General features: G+C 65.7%; 17 protein-coding genes. 4 read left to right on the top strand and 13 right to left on the bottom strand.

Annotated features, from left to right (window positions below; all coding sequences use genetic code 11):
- Positions 1-64: 64 nt before the first annotated feature.
- Positions 65-436 carry a PRC-barrel domain-containing protein gene (locus GGR45_RS08225; protein ID WP_175311580.1) on the bottom strand — a complete coding sequence of 124 codons (372 nt, stop codon included), beginning with the start codon at positions 434-436 and terminating at the stop codon, positions 65-67.
- A gap of 129 nt (positions 437-565) precedes the next feature.
- Here GGR45_RS08225 and GGR45_RS08220 point away from each other — a divergent pair, with 129 nt between their 5' ends.
- Entirely contained in the window at positions 566-1,093 is a 528-nt protein-coding gene (locus GGR45_RS08220) for a hypothetical protein (RefSeq protein WP_175311581.1), read from the top strand.
- A 392-nt stretch (positions 1,094-1,485) separates the two neighbouring features.
- On the opposite strand, the gene GGR45_RS08215 is transcribed toward GGR45_RS08220, so the two are convergent.
- From GGR45_RS08215 to ruvB, 4 genes are all read right to left on the bottom strand, one after another.
- Positions 1,486-2,766 carry a hypothetical protein gene (locus GGR45_RS08215; RefSeq protein WP_175311582.1) on the bottom strand — a complete coding sequence of 427 codons (1,281 nt, stop codon included), beginning with the start codon at positions 2,764-2,766 and terminating at the stop codon, positions 1,486-1,488.
- Positions 2,763-3,497, bottom strand: a complete 735-nt coding sequence (locus GGR45_RS08210; protein ID WP_175311583.1) for a hypothetical protein — start codon at positions 3,495-3,497, stop codon at positions 2,763-2,765. The genes GGR45_RS08215 and GGR45_RS08210 overlap by 4 nt, the downstream gene beginning before the upstream one ends.
- A 4-nt stretch (positions 3,498-3,501) precedes the next feature.
- Positions 3,502-4,716 (bottom strand): toxic anion resistance protein, encoded by a 1,215-nt coding sequence (locus tag GGR45_RS08205; RefSeq protein ID WP_175311584.1) that lies wholly within the window; start codon positions 4,714-4,716, stop codon positions 3,502-3,504.
- A 330-nt stretch (positions 4,717-5,046) separates the two neighbouring features.
- Positions 5,047-6,072, bottom strand: coding sequence for a Holliday junction branch migration DNA helicase RuvB (gene ruvB / locus GGR45_RS08200; protein WP_175311585.1), 1,026 nt, complete (start codon positions 6,070-6,072; stop codon positions 5,047-5,049).
- A 154-nt stretch (positions 6,073-6,226) separates the two neighbouring features.
- On the opposite strand from ruvB, the gene GGR45_RS08195 reads away from it, so the two are divergent.
- On the top strand, positions 6,227-7,120 hold the full coding sequence (locus tag GGR45_RS08195) for a 2-hydroxyacid dehydrogenase (protein ID WP_175311586.1): 894 nt from the start codon (positions 6,227-6,229) through the stop codon (positions 7,118-7,120).
- A gap of 31 nt (positions 7,121-7,151) precedes the next feature.
- On the opposite strand, the gene ruvA is transcribed toward GGR45_RS08195, so the two are convergent.
- From ruvA to GGR45_RS08170, 5 genes are all read right to left on the bottom strand, one after another.
- Positions 7,152-7,751 carry a Holliday junction branch migration protein RuvA gene (ruvA, locus tag GGR45_RS08190; protein ID WP_175311587.1) on the bottom strand — a complete coding sequence of 200 codons (600 nt, stop codon included), beginning with the start codon at positions 7,749-7,751 and terminating at the stop codon, positions 7,152-7,154.
- Between the two features lie 31 nt (positions 7,752-7,782).
- Positions 7,783-9,321, bottom strand: coding sequence for a hypothetical protein (locus GGR45_RS08185; protein ID WP_175311588.1), 1,539 nt, complete (start codon positions 9,319-9,321; stop codon positions 7,783-7,785).
- Positions 9,322-9,467: 146 nt separating this feature from the next.
- Positions 9,468-9,986, bottom strand: coding sequence for a crossover junction endodeoxyribonuclease RuvC (gene ruvC, locus GGR45_RS08180; protein ID WP_175311589.1), 519 nt, complete (start codon positions 9,984-9,986; stop codon positions 9,468-9,470).
- A 54-nt stretch (positions 9,987-10,040) separates the two neighbouring features.
- Entirely contained in the window at positions 10,041-10,784 is a 744-nt protein-coding gene (locus tag GGR45_RS08175) for a YebC/PmpR family DNA-binding transcriptional regulator (protein ID WP_175311590.1), read from the bottom strand.
- Positions 10,785-10,811: 27 nt separating this feature from the next.
- Positions 10,812-11,351 carry a DUF1003 domain-containing protein gene (locus GGR45_RS08170; RefSeq protein WP_175311591.1) on the bottom strand — a complete coding sequence of 180 codons (540 nt, stop codon included), beginning with the start codon at positions 11,349-11,351 and terminating at the stop codon, positions 10,812-10,814.
- Positions 11,352-11,423: 72 nt separating this feature from the next.
- Between GGR45_RS08170 and GGR45_RS08165 the strand changes: the two genes are divergently transcribed.
- Positions 11,424-12,887, top strand: a complete 1,464-nt coding sequence (locus GGR45_RS08165; RefSeq protein WP_175311592.1) for a helicase HerA domain-containing protein — start codon at positions 11,424-11,426, stop codon at positions 12,885-12,887.
- A gap of 199 nt (positions 12,888-13,086) precedes the next feature.
- On the opposite strand, the gene GGR45_RS08160 is transcribed toward GGR45_RS08165, so the two are convergent.
- Entirely contained in the window at positions 13,087-13,347 is a 261-nt protein-coding gene (locus GGR45_RS08160) for a DUF2312 domain-containing protein (RefSeq protein ID WP_037570224.1), read from the bottom strand.
- Between the two features lie 143 nt (positions 13,348-13,490).
- Entirely contained in the window at positions 13,491-13,793 is a 303-nt protein-coding gene (locus tag GGR45_RS08155; RefSeq protein WP_175311593.1) for a DUF1244 domain-containing protein, read from the bottom strand.
- Positions 13,794-13,865: 72 nt separating this feature from the next.
- Here GGR45_RS08155 and pyk point away from each other — a divergent pair, with 72 nt between their 5' ends.
- Complete coding sequence (gene pyk / locus GGR45_RS08150) at positions 13,866-15,335, top strand: pyruvate kinase (RefSeq protein WP_175311594.1); 1,470 nt, start codon at positions 13,866-13,868, stop codon at positions 15,333-15,335.
- Positions 15,336-15,449: 114 nt separating this feature from the next.
- Here the strand turns inward: pyk and GGR45_RS08145 are convergent, their stop codons facing one another.
- Positions 15,450-15,818 carry a nuclear transport factor 2 family protein gene (locus GGR45_RS08145; RefSeq protein ID WP_175311595.1) on the bottom strand — a complete coding sequence of 123 codons (369 nt, stop codon included), beginning with the start codon at positions 15,816-15,818 and terminating at the stop codon, positions 15,450-15,452.
- Positions 15,819-16,174 lie beyond the last annotated feature (356 nt).

Genomic DNA, 16,174 nt, shown 5'->3' with positions numbered 1-16,174 from the left:
ACGCCCCTCCCGCAGGCGGGAGGGGATGGGGGAGGGCATCGCCCCAAGGACCGCCCTCAAAAAATCACCCCAAATCCAGATTCTCCGTCCCCACCCCATAATAGCCCGCCACCCGGTCGGCATAGGCCTGATCGAACACCGGCGCATGGTTCGCCCAGCTCGGGCCGCCTTCCAGCAAGCGGCGGTCGACGGTGATCACATATTGATCGCCCACCGGATCATATTGGAGCAGGCTGAACGGCACGGGATAGAAGCTCTTGCCCATGCCCAGAAACCCGCCCAGCGCCAGCACGGCGTGGGTCGCGCGGCCCGAACGCTTGTGGACCATGAAAGAAGAGACGCTGCCGATCATGTCGCCGTCGCGGCTCTCCAGCTTCAGGGTCCCTGAGACATTGGACTGGACCAGGATCAGGGTCGGCGTATCGTGATCGGCCATTCTTAATCTCCGTTTATCGCCGTCAAAACCCGCCAGAGCGAGGCGCGGTTCCGATGCCCGCCGCATCGGCACGTCCCGTCGCAGCGCGGGGTTGAGCGAGGGCGCCCCCTCCCCCATAGGCTCGACGCGATGCGTCGCCTGTCCCTTGCTTCCCTCGCCCCGATCGTCGGGGCCGCCGCCCTGTCGGGCTGTATCCCCGCCGCCCCGCGCCCCGAGGCTGCACCACCGGTGCGACAAGCCCCCCGTCCCGCCCCGTCCGCGCCGCGCCCCGTATTGGGCAGCGACTGGCGCGACTGGCCCCTGACGCCGGGCGACTGGCGCTATCAGCGCACCGCGCAAGGGTCGGTCGCGATCTTCGGCACGGGCGGCGTCACGCGCCTAACCATGACCTGCGATCCGCGCACCCGCCAGATCCGCCTCGGTCGCCCCGCCTCGGTTCCGGGAGCGGTCACGATCCGGACCTCCAGCACCACGCGCAGCCTGACCGCCCACGCGGTCGCGGGCGGCGCAGAGCTGTCGCTGCCGGTCGGTGATTCGCTGCTCGATGCCATGGCGTTCAGCCGGGGCCGGTTCACGATCGAGCAGAGCGGACAGGTGCCGCTGGTCATCCCCGCCTATGCGGAGATCGGACGCGTGATCGAAGATTGCCGGGGCTGACTCCCGCCATTTGGCGGGCGCAGGATGCTCGGCCAAACATCGTTGCATTACAAGTCTTGTTTATTGGCTTTCGCCTACGCACATTGGCGTTGCGCACTTTGAAAGGGCGCATTGGCTTTAACTAGCGAAAGGAGGTGATCCGATGTCTCATGGTTCAGCAAGGGGGTCGGTTCAGTTCGTTCGGGGGGCCGGTCTCTGACATCGATAGGCGCGGGTCGGGGGGTATTTTCCCCCAATCAACGGTCGCGCCTGATGTCATGAGGCCCGCATGGTCTCCCGGGCTGGAGCTCTCCGGCCGCTGACCATGTTTAGGGGTTGCCGGGTCGTCGCGATGACGCCCCGGCAGCCTCTTTTCATTTGGGGGAAGCGAGCGGGCTCTATGCCCCGATCCGTCAGGGTTTGGCCGCGACCGCACCGGGCGATGCCGTCGGGTCCTGCATCACCAGCCGCAGCGGCCTGTCGCCCGGCACCATCAGCGACGGCACATCGTCACCGGCGCGCAGCAGCACCTGATCGACGGGGATCGCATCGTCGCTCTCGCTTGCAACGAACGCCTGGACCAGCCGCTCACCCTTTTGCGGCACGAAGCCCGCCGGGATCGCCATCGGCTTGCGCCCCATCGCCGCCAGCCAGTCCGGGCGGCCCTTCACCATGCGGGTGGCGGGATGATAGACCTGTAGATCGACCGCATCGGCATATTGGCCGACCGTGACCGGGCGATCGCCGTCGAACATTACCACCGACCGGCCGGGCGCCTTTGCCGCCAAGGCCCGCCGCGCAAGGCCGTTATAGCCGCTGGCCCTTTTCCCCAGTGTAACCTGGTCGATGGTCAACGGATCGATGCCGGTCTTCGCCTTTAGCAAGGCCCCCATCCAGCTTTGCTTGGCATTGCCATAGCCACCGATCGGCTCCTCGGCGACATGGCTATGGCCGACATAGACGAACATCCTGGCCTTGGGGGCGGCGGCCAGCACTTTGGCCAGATTGCTCGACTGCGCCTCCTCGCGCCGGGCGATGCTGTCGGCGCGGCTTAGACCGCCGCCGCTTTCCGTCTGTTCATAGGCCAGGGGACGATAGCCCATGGCCAGCGACTGCCGCACGAAATCCCCGAACACGGGATCCTGCGTATAATGACCCGAGCTGTGGACCGGATAGCCATCCTTTGCCAACCGAGCCATCGGCGCCTGATCATCGGTATTCCAGAAGGTTTCCGCCGCCAGCACGGAATATCCCAACGGACGCAAGGCGCGGGCGACCTCCAGCGCAAAGGCGCGATCGCGCGGCAGGCCATGATCTTCGTTGAGGATGACCACGCGGGTCCTGGCCGCTCGCGCGACGATTTCGGCGATCGCATCGCGAGCCGTGGTGGCGGCCAGGCGCTCGGCGGCGGCCTTGGCCTCTGGCGCGTAAGACGGTTGCGGTTCGGGGCCAGCAGGCTCGGCCGTCATGCGAGTCCGCGCTTCGCGCCACTGGCTGTAAAAAATGCCCGGCTTAGGCTTGCCTGCCGCGTCGAAGGCCAGTGGCTTCAATATATTGGCCGCGTCGAGATAGCGGCCATCCTTTAGTTGCTTCAGCGACCCGTTGATCGCGTCCCAATCCGCCTTGCTCGGTCCGTCCTGCGCCATCACGGCGGCGGGGAGCATCATCAACGCCACCGCCGCCCGTCGCATCATTCCGCCTTTTCCTCGCGATATTTCATTTCCAAGAAGCGTCCCCGAGTCGACAGGCTGTCGAGATCGGCCTGGGCGAGCCGCTGGGTCATGTCGCCGATCTCCTGCTCGATCAGCTTGAGACCGTCGACCAGCTGCGCATCCGGCGTGCGTCCGTTGCGCTCGACCCGCCGCAGCGGCTCTGGCACGCGCTCATAATCGCGCAGGAAGGCGGGAAGCTGTTCGCCGATCAGGCGGCGGACCTCCATCGCCTCGGCCGTGTCATTGTCGACGGCGGCGAGTTGCGGCGAGAGCGTGTCGAGCCGCCGCCCGATCCGGTCGACCAATTGTACGGCGGGCGCGGGCAGCAGCGGTCGCTGCGCCTCCAGCCAGCGTTCGGTCTGGGCGGGCAGCGCCTTGATATCGACCTGCGCCAGTTTGGCGGGGGTCGGCGCGCGCGCGGCCGGGGCGAGCGCGATGGCCAGCGTGATGGCCAGCATCAGCATCATCGCCGCCAGCGCGCCGAAAATGCCGATCCCGCCGGGCAGGATCAGGCCCGTCACCATCGCCGCGATCAGGATGATGGCGTTGGCGATGGCGATCAGGATGACCCGCTGCATCGCCGAGCGCGCGCGTCGCCGCACCCGCTTGACCGTTTGCTGCGCGGACCCACGATAATCCTGCGAGATGCGCGCCATCGTTTCGCGCGCACGCTCGATCTGGGCATCGACCTCGTTCGAGCGGGGGGTGGTCACGGGCTTACAGCGCCTCCAGCTTGAACGACGATGCGGCCGACCCGCTGGTCAGTTGTGGATTCTGCGCCCCCTCGGCACGGGCGATATAGCCCTTCGACTTCTCGACTTCGTGGCCCAGCGTCGTGACCGTGGTCTTCATCGAATCGAGCGCCTTCAGCTTGAAGCTGTCGATCGCGTCCATCGTGTCGTAGATATTCTGGAAGGCGCGTTGCAGCGTCTCCAGCGGAATGGTCGAGGCCGCCGCCTGCTCATGGATCTGCGCGGTCTGGCTGCGCAGCAGCTTGCCGGTCGAATCGATGATGTTGGCGGTGGTGGTGTTCAGCGCGGTGATCTGGTCGAGGACCAGCTTCTGGTTGGCCAGCGCCTGCGCCACGGTGACGGCGGTACGCAGCGCCGAGACCGTGGTGGTCGAGGCGCGGTCGACGCCCTTCACCAGCTCGACATTGTTCTTCTTGACCAGATCGAGCGCCAGATAGCCCTGCACCGTGACCGCCATCTGGGTCAGCAGATCCTGGGTCCGCTGGCGGGTATAGAAAAGCGCGGTTTCGCGGATCGCCTTGGCCTTGGCGGGATCGGTGTGATCCAGCTCGTTGGCGGCATCCTCCAGCTTGGCGTCCATCGCCTTGGACAGATGGATCATCTGCTCCAGCCGACCCATCGCGGACCATAGATTGGCCCGCTCGGTATCGATCGCGGCATTGTCCATCAACAGCTCGTCGCGGCCGGAGGACAGGCTTTTCAGGATCGCGGCGATATGGGTCTGCGACGAGCGATAGCCGTCGAAATAGTCGCGCATCTTGTTACCGAAGGGCAGGATGCCGAGCAGCTTGCGCGGAGCGGACAGATTGCCCTGGCGGCCGGGATCGAGGCTTTCGACGACGCGGCGCAACTCGGTCAGGTCCTTGCCCACGCCCGTCTCGCCATCCATCGCCTTGACCGGACGATCGAGGAAGCGGTTGGACTGGCCAGCCGCCTCGCGGATTTCCTTCTGCCCCATGGCGGTGATCGCATCGACGCGGCGGCCGAATTCGGGGCTGTTCACGTCCTGCGCGATCAGCTCGGCGACGAAGCCGTCGACCTTTTGCTCCAGCTGGGTCCGCGTCTTGTCGTCGACCGGAACCAGCCCGGCGGCCTGGGCGGGCGCCACCGTTGGCACGGGATCGGGCGGCGTCAGCGTCAGCCCCTTTTCCTGGGTCACGGTATCGGCGGTCGTGGCCATGCTCAAACTCTCCAAATGCGCTTGCCTAGTGTGGAGGGGATGGCCGCAGGGTTCAAGTGTATTATCCGGATAATACTATCCGGCCCGACCATTCACCTTTTGTCATATCTGGCGCGAAACCCAAGCCAGAGGGCGTTCGTTACCCCGCCTCGGCTTTGCCTCTCCGGTCGGTCCGATCGTCCACCAGCTTTATCCGATGGCGCATTTCGATGTGGAATCATGCGGTTGGCGAACGGCCGCACCGGCCGGAGAGTGAACCCGAACGCAGCATAGAGATACCCGCCTGCCCCTTGTCGGTTCACACGCCGTCAGGGGGCTTTTTTGGGCATGTCAGGTGTCGAACAGCCCGTCTTGCGATCCGACCGGCGGATTGAGCCCCAGATGCTTCCATCCGCCCGGATTGAGGATACGCCCCCGCGCGGTGCGGGCGAGCAGGCCAAGCTGGATGAGGTAAGGCTCGATCACCTCCTCGATCGTATCGCGCGGCTCGGACAATCCGGCGGCCAGCGTCTCCACGCCCACCGGCCCACCCCGATACACGTCGGCAATCATCGTCAGATAGCGACGGTCCATCGCGTCCAGCCCTAGCGCATCGACCTCCAGCCGGTTGAGCGCCTGATCGGCGGCGGCGGCATGGACGATCTCATGCCCCGCCACGCTGGCGAAATCGCGCACCCGGCGCAGCAACCGGCCCGCGATACGCGGCGTCCCGCGCGACCGGCGCGCCACCTCGACCGCGCCGTCCTCGGCAATGGGCAGGTCGAGCAGTCGCGCGGCACGGGTGACGACGCGCGTCAGTTCCTCGACCGTATAGAATTGCAGGCGGACGGGAATTCCGAAGCGATCGCGCAGCGGCGTCGTCAACAGGCCCTGCCGCGTCGTCGCGCCGACCAAGGTGAAGCGGGGAAGGTCGATCCGAACCGAGCGCGCCGATGGCCCCTCGCCGATCATCAGGTCGAGGACGCGGTCCTCCATCGCGGGATAGAGGACTTCCTCGACCGCCGGTTGCAGGCGGTGAATCTCGTCGATGAACAGGACGTCGCCGTCTTCCAGATTGGTCAGCAGCGCAGCGAGGTCGCCCGACTTGGCGATGACCGGGCCGGAGGTCGCGCGAAAGCCGACGCCCATCTCGCGCGCGATGATCTGTGCCAGCGTCGTCTTGCCCAGACCCGGCGGTCCGAAGAACAGCACATGGTCCAGCGCATCGCCGCGCCCGCGCGCCGCCTGGATGAAGACACGCAGATTGTCGCGCGCCGCCTGCTGCCCGACGAATTCGTCCAGGCTCTTGGGACGGAGCGCGGCGTCGACATCCTCGGGGCGACGGCTGGCGGACAATAGGCGGTCTTGGTCGGTCACGCGCAGAGCCCTAGCGGTTGGAAGGCATGGCTGTCGAGGATCGTTGCGAACATTGCACGAACATAGCAGGGCTTGCACGACCGCGACAGCCAGGACCGGGCGCATCGGCGGCGGATGGCGGACTTTGGGCAAAAATCGCGCTATTACAGCGACCATGCCGCACGATGTTTTCCTCGCCACCGCCGTCCCACCCGCACTGGACATTGCGCTTGCCGAGCGCTTCACGCTTCACCGCGACGCGCCGCCGTCGACCACCCGCGCAATTGTGGGCGGGGGCATGATGACGGTCGATGCAGGCCTGCTCGATCGCCTGCCCCAGCTTGAAATCATCGCGGTCCACGGCGTCGGCTATGACGGCATCGACCACGATGCTGTCGCCGCGCGCGGCATCCGGATCGCGATCACCCCGGATGCCCTGACCGAGGATGTCGCAGACCAGGCGATCGCGCTATGGCTGGCGGTCGACCGGCGGATCGCGGCGAACGACCGGGCGATGCGGATGGGCAACTGGACCGTGCCGCTGGGTCGCCGCGCCAGCGGGCGACGGATCGGGATTTTCGGGCTCGGGCGGATCGGACAGGCGATCGCACGGCGGGCGGAGGGTTTTGGCAGCGCGATCCTCTACACCGCACGTTCGGAAAAGCCGGTGCCATGGCGCTTCGTGCCCGACCTCGCGACGCTGGCGGAGGAAAGCGACGTCCTGATCCTGGCGGCGCCGGGGGGAGCCGAAACCCGTCGCATCGTGGATGCGATGATGCTGGATCGGCTCGGGCCGGACGGAGTGCTGGTCAACATCGCGCGTGGCAGCCTGGTCGATGAGGACGCATTGATCGCCGCACTGGAGACGCACCGGATCGCGGGCGCAGGGTTGGATGTCTTTGCCGAGGAACCCGACGTGCCCTGCGCGTTGCGGCGGATGAACCATGTCGTTCTCGCCCCGCATCAGGGGAGCGCGACGCGCGAAGCGCGGGCAGCGATGGCGGAAATGGTGGTGGCAAATCTGGAAGCGCATTTCGCCGGGCAGGTGCCGCCGGGGTTGCTACGTTAGCGGATTCCCACGGCCCTGCCCCGGCCGCACGCTACTTCGCCGCTTTCCGCAACGCCAACCGGACCAGCGCATCCAGCGATGCACCGGCCCCCAATTCCTCTTCCGCCGAGGCGACCGCCGCACTCGCCTCGGCTGGACGGAAGCCCAGGTTGAGCAGGGCCGACACCGCATCGGCTCCCGCCCCGGCCGGCGGTGCGATACCGCCGCCCTGTCCGATTGCCAGGGCGATCCCGCCGACCTTGTCCTTCAACTCCATCACGATCCGCTGGGCGAGCTTCGGCCCCACCCCGTTCGCGCGCGCGACCATCGCCTTGTCGCCGCTGGCGATCGCGCGCATCAGGTCGGCGGGTTCCAGCGCGGACAGGATGGCCAGTGCCACGCGCGACCCCACCCCCTGCACGCCGGTCAACAGGCGGAACCAGTCGCGCTCGTCCGCGCTGGCAAAGCCGACCAGCCGGATCGAATCCTCGGACACCAGCATCTCGGTATGCAGCATCGCCGCCTCGCCCACCGGCCCGATCGCCGACAGCGTGCGCGCCGAAGCGCCGACCAGATAGCCGACGCCGCCGACATCGATCACCGCATGGTCGATGCCGGTGGAGTCCAAACGTCCCTTGAGATGCGCGATCATCCCGCGTCGATAGAAGAACTCGTCCCCCTCGTCATCCCGTCATGCGACCATCCCCGGCGGAAGCGCCTCCATTGGGAAGATAGGTCCAGGCATTGCCCGGCAGGTTATCGCGGCATACGGGTGCCTGCTGGAACAGGCTGCGATAGGTGGCGAGATCACCGATACCCGTGGTCACCGCCCATAGCCCGATCTGCGAGTCCAGCCGCGAAAGGCCGGCGGCATAAAGCCGATCAAAGATCGCGGCGCAAAACTGATCGGCGGCACGAACCGTGTCGTTCGCTTGGGACTTGGCCGGCGGAGCATTCTTGTCGCCCTCGAACACGACTTCGGCCTTTTTCACTTTCTCATCCTCGATAAGGATGAGTTGCTTGGACAGAGCCAGGAACCATTCCTGCTCGCTCAGATATTGGCGTATGTTCTTGCCGACACCCAGGCGAAAATTCAAAACCTGACTGGGACTGACGCGCTCGGCCAATTGATCGACCGCATATTTATACTGGTCGCTTTGAAAGCCGGGGCGGCCATGAAATTTCGCGAAGTCGGTCCGGTAGATCAGCGTCTTCAGATTATCGACGGCAGGTATCCTACCCTTTTCCCCGCGACCTTGCTGGCAGGCATTCATGACGTCGAAGACCGACACGCGCGGACAGGTCATGCTGATCCGAAATACCATTCGGCGGCGGTCTGCGCCATGCTCGGCGCTGTCCTCCCTTCCCCAACGCGACGTCCGAATCTTGTCGGGAAGATAGACGATCACGATGATCGACGCGCCGGGATACCATTCGCTCATCAACCGTCCGGCCGAGACGGTTTCGGTGATCGATGTCGAGAGCAGGCGGGAAAGAGCGACGTCATAGGCCGAAGAGACGCGCTGGACCTGTTCGCGATTGATGGCCGTCAACAGGGATCCCCCCGGTGCGGCGATCGCAAGCGAGTCGCGAAGCGTCGACAGAACGATTCCGGTCGGTTGGATGTCCACTTCATCGGCGATGCGGCCCGTCGCCTCGATCGTGACGCTGGAATTGGCGGACAGGCGAACGTCGGGCAGCGCCATATCCGACCCGGTGAGCGTGGTCACGAAAGCCTCTCCCTGGCGCCCGCGCCCATTATAGTCGACCGCGACCAGTGGCACGTTGAACTCGATATCCGGGTCACGCATCCTGATCCGTACCGACATGACGACTCCGCGCGACCGCCCCATGAAGAAGCGGCTGAGAGCGCTATGCCGTTCCCGCTTATAGTCGCGCACAAATCCGCCATCGTCGACCAGCTCGACGACCCAGCGGCCATACAGGTCGTTGAGATGATAGAAATTTCTATTGTCGACCTTGGCCTGCCAGCATTCGTAAACCCCGATCACTTCGCTGATACGGCGACCGTCCGGAATATCGGTCACGTTCACGTTGCCCTTGTCATCGCCACTGCAATTGAAGGGCGTTTCGGCTTCGTCCTCTTCCGGCTCGGTTTGCACAACAGCCCCCCAAGCCCCGGACATGGCCGCCGCTTCGGCAGGGATGGGCATCGCTACCAACGCAAGAACGGCGGATGTCGTGAATAGGCGGCGTTTCATGGCTTGGCTCCCCGTCGAACAGACAAAACGCAACGCCACGACAGGCCCGCCTGCCGGAGGATCGGGCGTGTCGATGATGCCGCCAGAAGCTGATGGGGGTAAGCCGGGCACGGCCATATCCGATCCGTTTCGGACTGGTCAGTGTGTCAGATCGCGCTGTTGCGCCGCTCCATGGCCCGCGCGCTCGCCAGATGATGTGCGTGCGTGATCGCCACCGCCAGCGCGTCCGCCGCGTCCGGCCCGGTCAGCTTCACGCCGGGCAAGAGATGGCCGACCATCGCCTGCACCTGCTTCTTGTCCGCACCGCCCGTGCCGACGGTCGCCTTCTTGACGATGCTGGGGTGATATTCACCGACGATCAACCCGGCCTGCGCGGCCGCCAGCAGGACGATACCGCGCGCCTGGCCCAGCTTCAGCGTCGATTGCGCGTTGCTGTTGCCCAGCACTTCTTCCACCGCCGCGCCGTCAGGCTGTTGCTGGCGGATGACGTCATACAGCGCGGCATGGAGGTTCGCCAGGCGGCGGGGGAGCACCATCGACGGCTCGGTCTTGATCTGGCCGTTGGCGACGTGACGCAGCCGGTTGCCCTCCACCGCGATCACGCCCCAGCCGGTGGTGCCGAGGCCAGGGTCAAGCCCGAGGATGATGGCGGGGGGCGGTGTCATAAAGTTTTCCGCTCCCGCCTGCCCCCCCGGCACAAAACCGGGGAGGCATCAGGATCAGCCGAGCTTTTCCATCACTTCGTCGGAGACTTCGTAATTGCCCCAGACGGTCTGGACGTCGTCGTCATCGTCCAACGTGTCGATCAGCTTGAACAGCGTCGCCGCCGCCGCTTCGTCGACCGCGACCATGGTCTGCGGACGCCAGGCCAGCTTGGCCCCTTCCGCCTCGCCCAGCACCGGCTCCAGCGCCTTGGCGACTTCGTGCAGATCGCCTTGCGCGGTCCAGATCTCGTGGCCGTCCTCCGACGAGGTCACGTCCTCCGCGCCCGCTTCCAGTGCCGCCTCGAACACCTTTTCGGCATCACCGGCGCTCGCGGGATAGTTGATCAGGCCCATCCGGTCGAAGCCGTGGCTGACCGAACCGGCGGTGCCCAGATTACCGCCATTCTTCGACACCGCGGTGCGCACATTCGTCGCGGTGCGGTTGCGATTGTCGGTCAGGGCCTCGATGATCAGGCTGACGCCGCCGGGACCGAAGCCCTCATAGCGGATTTCCTCGTAATTCTCCCCGTCGCCGCGCGAGGCCTTGTCGATCGCGCGGGCGATATTGTCCTTGGGCATCGAGGCCGCCTTGGCCGCGTTGACGGCGGCGCGTAGACGCGGGTTCATGTCCGGGTCGGGCGTACCCATCTTCGCCGCGACGGTGATTTCGCGGGAGAGCTTGGAAAATGCTGCCGAGCGCTTCTTATCCTGCGCGCCCTTGCGGTGCATGATGTTCTTGAATTTGCTGTGGCCTGCCATCGGTGCCTCTTGAGATGATCGCGCTCTCTACGACCGCGCAAGGGCCTTTGCCAACCCGTCGATCTTCGCCTCCAGACTATCGAGCCGTTCGGTGACGGCATTGTCCAGCTTGTGGTGCAGCCGCAATATGTCGATCTCGGCACGCAAATTGGTGCGATAGTCCAGGCTGGCGGCCAGCCGGTCCTTGGCCGATTGCCGGTTCTGGCTCATCATGATGACCGGCGCCTGGATCGCCGCCAGCGTCGAGAGCATCAGGTTCAGGAAGATGTACGGATAGGGATCGAACGCCATCCCGAAATGGCTGAGCACGTCCGAGTTGAGCAGCATCCACCCTAGCAGAATCACCGAAAAGGCGATGATGAAGCCCCAGCTGCCGCCGACCGCCGCGACCCGGTCGGCCAGCTTCTCGCCCCAGGTCGAGGTTTCGTCCGCGACGTCCGCCGCGTCGCGGGCGCTGAGTTGGCCCGACTCGATATCGGCGATGACCTGGGCTTCTTCCTCGTCCAGTTCATGCGCGGGCTTGCCCAGCGTGCGGCGGGCGATTTCGGCGGCGGTCGACAGGGCCATAAGCAGGGCGCTCCTGGGCAAGGAATCAAATGCCTTGCTCCTTGGGGCGTTGATCGGCCAAACGCCAGAGTCATGACGGTACGCGTGGATATGGGAACCGATGAGCGTGGCTCGTCGGTGCCGATCGATTTGGAGGAACTGCTGGCGACCCGCCTGCTGGTGCAGGGCAATTCGGGTTCGGGAAAGTCGCATCTGCTGCGCCGCCTGTTGGAGAAGTCGGCCGGCCAGGTGCAACAGGTGGTGATCGACCCGGAGGGCGATTTCGTCACCTTGTCCAAGGCTTACGGCCATGTCGTGATCGAGGCGGGCGACTATGCCGAGCGCGAGGTCGGACGTTTCGCGAGCCGGATTCGCGAGCACCGCGCCTCGGTGGTCCTCAGCCTGGAGGGGCTGGAGATCGAGGGCCAGATGCGCTGCGCGGCGACCTTCCTCAACGCGCTGTTCGATGCCCCGCGCGAGCATTGGTATCCGGCGCTCGTCGTGGTCGACGAGGCGCAGCTCTTCGCCCCCACCACCGGCGGCGAAGTGACCGAAGAGGTCCGCCGCGCCTCGCTGTCCGCGATGACCAACCTGATGTGTCGCGGGCGCAAGCGTGGCCTGGCGGGGGTGATCGCGACCCAGCGACTCGCCAAGCTGGCCAAGAACGTCGCGGCGGAGGCGTCCAACTTTTTGATGGGCCGAACCTTCCTCGACATCGACATGGCGCGCGCCGCCGATCTGCTCGGCATGGAGCGGCGGCAGGCGGACGCGATCCGCGATCTAGCACGCGGCACCTTCCTGGCGCTCGGCCCCGCCGTGTCGCGGCGGCCGATCACGGTGAAGATCGGCGCGGTCGAAACCTCGGCGCGCTCGGGCAGCCCCAAGCTGACCCCCCTGCCCGACGCGCCACCGCCGGACTTGCAGGAACTGCTCTTCGCGCCGGTCGAGGAAGCGCCGACGCTCCCGATGACCTTCGACCCGCGCCCGCGCCGGGTGCCCGCCGAGGAACTGATGGCCGATCTGGGCCGCCCGCCCTTACCGACCACCGCAGCACCTCCGCCGCCGGAAATGGACGAGAGCGAGGTCGAGGCGATCTACGAGCAGGTGCTGCGCGCCATCGTCGAGGACCCCGAATCGACCTTCCGCCCCGCCTCGGTCCTGTTCCAGGATTTCCAGGTGCGCTGCCGGATGGCGGGGCTGGCCCGGCCGCCGCTCGACCTGAACGGTTTCGCCCGGCGGCTATCCTGCGCACGGGCGGGGATTTTCGATGTGAACGATCCCGACTGGCAGGAAGCGCTGGCGCTGGCCGCGATGCTGCCCGACGACATGCTCGGCGCGTTCCTGCTGGTCGCGCGCGCGGCCCGCGAGGGGCTGCCCTGCCCGCCGGATACCAAGATCGCCGAGACTTATGGCACCAGTTCGCTGGGCCGGGTGAAGCGGCTGATCGCCTATATCGAGAGCCGCGACCTGTTCGTGTGCCGCACCGACCTGACGGGCAAGCGGTCGATCACGATTCCCCGGCTGGGCTGGACGACCCAGGCGGCGGAGATGGGGTGAGGGTTTCGCTTGGCCTTCGACTTCGCGCAGGCTGACCGGGGGGGCGAGACCAAGAATATTCCTGAACGCCTCAATTCCCAACCCAACACCGTTCAGCCCGACCGTAGTCCAAGGCCACGCCCCACCGCCCACACCAACAAAAAGGGCGGCGAAGCCTCAAGCCCCGCCGCCCTTCGCGTGTCCAAACCCGAATCCGGGATCAGATCATGCCCAGCGCCTTCATATACACTTCGAGGATGGCTTCCTCTTCCTGATATTCCTCGCGCTTCTTCTTGCGGATCGCCATGATCTTCTTGATCGCCTTGGGATCATAGCCGCGCGCCTTGGCTTCGGCGAAGACATCCTTGATGTCGTCCGAAATGCCCTTCTTCTCTTCTTCCAGCCGCTCGGCCCGCTCGATCAGCAGGCGCAGCTCGTCGGCCGTGACATTGCCGCTGCTGTCGAAATTCTCGTCCGCCATGATATCCAACCTTCTTGAAAACCTGCCCGCTCCCAGGAACCCGCCGCCACGACACGCCCCTCACCCATGGGCAAGGTCGGTCCGGCGCGGATGTCGGGATCGCTGGCGGTCTAGGCGGTTCCGCGCCGTCGCTCAAGCGGGGGTTAACTGTTCTTCTTCACGCTTTCGGCCATGCGGGCCAGCTGCTCGGGCGTCGCCTCGCCCTGATGCTGCGCCTTCCACTCGTCGTACGGCATCCCATAGATCGCCTCGCGTGCGGTCGCCTTGTCGACTCCTGCGGCCTCGCCCACCCAGTCGGACAGGCAGTTGCGGCAAAAGCCCGCCAACCCCATCAGATCGACATTCTGCGCATCCGTCCGGTGCCGCAGATGCAGCACCAGCCGCCGGAACGCCGCAGCCGCCGCTCGATCATCGATTGCATTCAACGCATCCACTGCGTCGGTCATATTCGTCGCTCCTAGGTTGATCGTAACGCATTAGGCTTTAGGACACTGGCCGCAAAGAAGCAGGATGTGAACATGATCAAGGCTCTACCTCCGCGTTCGCGCAAAGTCCGCGTCCTCGCCACGCTCGGCCCCGCCAGCAGCGACCCCGAGATGATCGCCACCCTGTTTCAGGCCGGCGCCGACGCCTTCCGAATCAATATGAGCCATGGCGATCAGCAGTCGAAGATCCCGCTCATCAAGGCGATCCGGGGGCTGGAGGAGCGGTTCGGCCGCCCGACGACGATCCTGGCCGATCTTCAGGGGCCGAAGCTGCGCGTCGGCAAGTTCGCGGATGGCAAGGTCATGCTGGAAACCGGCAGCACCTTCGTCCTCGATCGTGATCCCACGCCGGGCGACGCCACCCGGGTCGAGCTGCCGCACAAGGAAATCTTCGCCGCGATCGAGCCGGGCGCGCGCCTGCTGCTCGATGACGGCAAACTCGTCCTGCGTGTCGCCTTCCACGACGCGGACAAGATCACCACGCTGGTCGAGGTCGGCGGCGCGCTGTCGAACAATAAGGGGCTGAACGTCCCCGACGTGGTGCTGCCCATGGCCGCGCTGACCGAGAAGGACCGTTCGGACCTGGCCTTCGCGGTCGAGCAGGGCGTCGACTGGATCGCCCTGTCCTTCGTCCAGCGGCCCGAGGACCTGATGGAAGCGCGCGGCCTCATCAAGGGCCGCGCCGCCCTCCTCGCCAAGATCGAAAAGCCGCAGGCGATCGACCGGCTGGAGGAGATCGTCGAGCAGTGCGACGGCGTGATGGTCGCGCGCGGCGACTTGGGCGTCGAACTGCCGCCCCAGGCGGTGCCGCCGCTCCAGAAGCGCATCGTCGAGGTGTCGCGCCGCATGGGCCGCCCGGTCGTCGTCGCGACGCAGATGCTCGAATCGATGATCCAGAGCCCGTCGCCCACCCGCGCCGAGGTGTCGGACGTGGCGACCGCCATCTATGACGGCGCCGACGCGATCATGCTGTCGGCCGAATCGGCGGCGGGCGCCTGGCCGGTCGAGTCGGTCGCGATGATGAACGCGATCGGCGTCTCGGTGGAAAACGACCCCGGTCACGGCGACCGCGTCCATTTCACCGCCATGACCCCCGACCCGACCACCGCCGACGCACTGGCCGAGGCGGCGGCACGAATCACCAATACCGTAACGGCCAAGGCGATCATCTGCTTCACGACCAGCGGCTCGACTGCTCGCCGCGTGGCGCGCGAACGTCCGTCGGTGCCGATCCTCGTCCTGACCCCGCAGCTCGAGACGGCGCGCCGCCTGGGCCTGCTCTGGGGTTGCCACGCGGTCCATACGCGCGACGTCGAATCCTTCGAGGAAATGGTTGCCAAGTCCAAGCGCATGGCGCTGCGCCATGGCATGGCCGAGGCGGGCAATCAGGTCGTGCTGATGGCGGGCGTCCCCTTCCGCACGCCGGGATCGACCAATGTGCTGCACGTCACCCGCATCATGGGCGACGAACTGGCGAATTACGGCGACCGCAGCGAGGCGTAAGCTTTCGCCCTGTCCAACGGGCCGAAAAGGGGTGCGGCGGGGGATGACCACCCGCCGCCCCTTTTCGATCCTGCGCTATCCCGACCCAATCGCTCGGGCCTCCAGGGTTGCCGATCAGCTGATATCCACGATCCTGGTCAGCTTTCCGTCCGCGATCGTCAGGAATGACGCGCCCCGCATTGCGATCGGCTCCCCGGCCTTCAGCTGGCCCAGGTCGATGGCCGGTATGCCAGTCCAATCGATTTCCAGCGCGACACGATCATCCTGAACGACGGCGGTTCGCACGGCTTGATGGCGGGTGGCGAACAGAGTGGTGGCCCGCTCCGCCAGTTCGGCAAAGGCGGCGCGGCCCTCGATCCTGATGCTTTGACCGGCGTTGGAGACATTCTCGAACACGACCGCGTCGTCCACGCAGGCCACCAGTGCGGCGGCGTCCTTACGATTATAAGCGTCCAGATAGCGTTGAATGACGGCAGGGAGCATCACAGGCCCTTTCCCTTCTTCACCAAGCATAGCAGCTCACCGTCTTTCCGGGCAGGGCGACCATGCTTCTTATCAAAATCGGAAGATGCCGGACGGCATCGCTTCGCTCGGACGGACCCGACCTGACGTATCAGGCCGGGCGATTAAATCGTCTTGCGGTCGCGATCGCGATAGGCACCGGGAAGGTCATGGCGTGATTATGCCCGCCCGAGCGAAATTGTCGAGATCGTCGGACCGCGCATTTGAACTGCAAGGACAGGCCGCCAACTCCTTCCTCCCCTGCAAGGGCAGGTGGCGGAGCGAAGCCCTGACAGAGGGGATGTCCCCTTTTCGAGAGCGGGATACCCCTCCACCAT

This window comes from Sphingomonas zeae (genome assembly GCF_014197135.1).
Taxonomy (GTDB): Bacteria; Pseudomonadota; Alphaproteobacteria; order Sphingomonadales; family Sphingomonadaceae; genus Sphingomonas; species Sphingomonas zeae.
Note: the sequence above shows the minus strand (reverse complement) of the source record. Positions and strands in the feature narration are given on the sequence as shown.

Coding starts and splice junctions, on each gene's coding strand:
- GGR45_RS08225 (WP_175311580.1), bottom strand. CDS start 436: ATGGCCGATCACGATACGCCGACCCTGATCCTGGTCCAGTCCAATGTC.
- GGR45_RS08220 (WP_175311581.1), top strand. CDS start 566: ATGCGTCGCCTGTCCCTTGCTTCCCTCGCCCCGATCGTCGGGGCCGCC.
- GGR45_RS08215 (WP_175311582.1), bottom strand. CDS start 2,766: ATGATGCGACGGGCGGCGGTGGCGTTGATGATGCTCCCCGCCGCCGTG.
- GGR45_RS08205 (WP_175311584.1), bottom strand. CDS start 4,716: ATGGCCACGACCGCCGATACCGTGACCCAGGAAAAGGGGCTGACGCTG.
- GGR45_RS08195 (WP_175311586.1), top strand. CDS start 6,227: ATGCCGCACGATGTTTTCCTCGCCACCGCCGTCCCACCCGCACTGGAC.
- ruvA (WP_175311587.1), bottom strand. CDS start 7,751: ATGATCGCGCATCTCAAGGGACGTTTGGACTCCACCGGCATCGACCAT.
- GGR45_RS08185 (WP_175311588.1), bottom strand. CDS start 9,321: ATGAAACGCCGCCTATTCACGACATCCGCCGTTCTTGCGTTGGTAGCG.
- ruvC (WP_175311589.1), bottom strand. CDS start 9,986: ATGACACCGCCCCCCGCCATCATCCTCGGGCTTGACCCTGGCCTCGGC.
- GGR45_RS08175 (WP_175311590.1), bottom strand. CDS start 10,784: ATGGCAGGCCACAGCAAATTCAAGAACATCATGCACCGCAAGGGCGCG.
- GGR45_RS08170 (WP_175311591.1), bottom strand. CDS start 11,351: ATGGCCCTGTCGACCGCCGCCGAAATCGCCCGCCGCACGCTGGGCAAG.
- GGR45_RS08165 (WP_175311592.1), top strand. CDS start 11,424: ATGACGGTACGCGTGGATATGGGAACCGATGAGCGTGGCTCGTCGGTG.
- GGR45_RS08160 (WP_037570224.1), bottom strand. CDS start 13,347: ATGGCGGACGAGAATTTCGACAGCAGCGGCAATGTCACGGCCGACGAG.
- GGR45_RS08155 (WP_175311593.1), bottom strand. CDS start 13,793: ATGACCGACGCAGTGGATGCGTTGAATGCAATCGATGATCGAGCGGCG.
- pyk (WP_175311594.1), top strand. CDS start 13,866: ATGATCAAGGCTCTACCTCCGCGTTCGCGCAAAGTCCGCGTCCTCGCC.
- GGR45_RS08145 (WP_175311595.1), bottom strand. CDS start 15,818: ATGCTCCCTGCCGTCATTCAACGCTATCTGGACGCTTATAATCGTAAG.